Genomic DNA, 1,579 nt, shown 5'->3' with positions numbered 1-1,579 from the left:
CCACTGACTCTCTTTCGCAAAGCCAAACGCATTGCGGGAGTCGAACACTCCCCGCTGAGAGAAACCTCCTAAGAAGCTCGCTTGTCGGCCACCACCCGCTGGTCGGCCCCACCGTGCCTACCAGCCGTGCTTGAGCCGCACCCTAGCAGACTGGACGAATATTGGAAGGTGTCTTTTTATATTTAAATTCAGTTCAAAAGGGTGAAATCGTGGTTCAGCGGAACGGGACGATCGTTTGGCCATTTGGCCAAAATTTCAACTGACGGAAAGAAAGATTCCTGCTAGTGGAATGTCAAGTCTGAGCGGAGAGTTGCCGACCATCGCCGCCGCGCTCATACGATGGGTCTGAGGCGACGCGCCTACTGACCCAGAACAGCAGCGCGATCCCGATCGGGCAGGCAAGCCACGGGATCGAGTTGGGGTGCTTCAGCGGGTAGGCCCAGTACTCGTCACCGCCGGCCGCGTCGAACAGCAGGTGAGAGACAATGATCGCCAATACCGACCAGCTGAGTTGCTTACTGCGACTGATGAGATAGACCAACAGCGTAAGCGCAAGCGCGAACAGCAGGCTGTGAGTATCGGGCCGGTGATTCAGGGTCTCGAGCGCGTGCGGGCGAAAGCTGCCGGCGGCCACGACGTGATCGAGATCGACCGCGGGGCCGCCGAGGAAGGCGAGGACGCCGAAGAGAAGACGTTTGTCGCTGCGCCACACGATTGGGAAAACCACCAACAGGCTGATCGCGCCGTGAATGAAGAACGCCCCCACGGCGGAGAGCGTCGGGTACTGGGGGGAGGTGAGGAACGGCCAGCCGCGGTAGGGGTGCATCGCCCGGCAGGTTAGTGCTAAGCGCCGAGCCGTGGCTCAGTTTGAGTATTTATGCAAGACGGACTGTGCGTTTACGCAGCCCAGACTGTGCATTTACGCATGCCGGATTGAGCAATTACGCACCCTCAAGCGAGCGCTGCAGCTCCTCCAGCACGCGCACGACACGCAGCCCGCTGCGCCCATCTGAGCGTGGCGTGCGCCCCTCGCGGATGCAGTCGATGAAATGCTCGCACTCAAGACGCAGCGGCTCGGCGTTGGCAAGGCGCGGAGAGAAAGACTCGCCCGCGCGGGTTATGTACTCGCCCCATGAGTTTGCGTCCTCGTCAAAGCCCTTGTCGTAGACGGTCAGCTTGCCCTCTGTGCGCATATCGTCGAACGTGGCCATGCGCTTGGAGCCGACGACGGTGATGCGTCGCTCCTTGTGGGGGTCGAGCCAGGAGAGGTGCAGGTGAGCCACTTGCCCCGAGGGAAAGCGCAGGTAGCAGAAGACGACGTCCTGAACTCCTCCACGCACGTATGACTCGCCGTGCGCGGAGCACTCGACCGGCTCCTCGCCAATCAGGTGCAAGACGACCGACACGTCGTGCGCGCCAAGGCTCCACAGCGCATTCTCCTCGGCGCGCAGCTTGCCCAAGTTGACGCGGTTGCCGTACACGTAGTAGAGCGAGCCCAGCTCGTCCGCATCGAGCAGCTCCTTCAGATGGGTGACGGCGGGGTGGTACTCGAGCAGGTGCCCAACCATCAGGATACGCC

General features: G+C 61.4%; 2 protein-coding genes. Both read right to left on the bottom strand.

The window, feature by feature from the left end; translation table 11 throughout:
* Positions 1 to 292: 292 nt before the first annotated feature.
* A complete protein-coding gene (locus WCA53_RS22610; protein WP_423915758.1) occupies positions 293 to 826 on the bottom strand; it encodes a metal-dependent hydrolase in 534 nt (177 codons plus the stop codon).
* 115 nt (positions 827 to 941) lie between these two features.
* The coding region (locus tag WCA53_RS22605; RefSeq protein WP_423915755.1) for a Gfo/Idh/MocA family protein at positions 942 to 1,579 on the bottom strand (638 nt) is incomplete at its 5' end.

The sequence above is a fragment of the Caballeronia sp. genome (genome assembly GCF_049581465.1).
Taxonomy (GTDB): domain Bacteria; phylum Pseudomonadota; class Gammaproteobacteria; order Burkholderiales; family Burkholderiaceae; genus Caballeronia.
This window is presented reverse-complemented; position numbering and strand designations above follow the sequence as displayed.

Coding starts and splice junctions, on each gene's coding strand:
- WCA53_RS22610 (WP_423915758.1), bottom strand. CDS start 826: ATGCACCCCTACCGCGGCTGGCCGTTCCTCACCTCCCCCCAGTACCCG.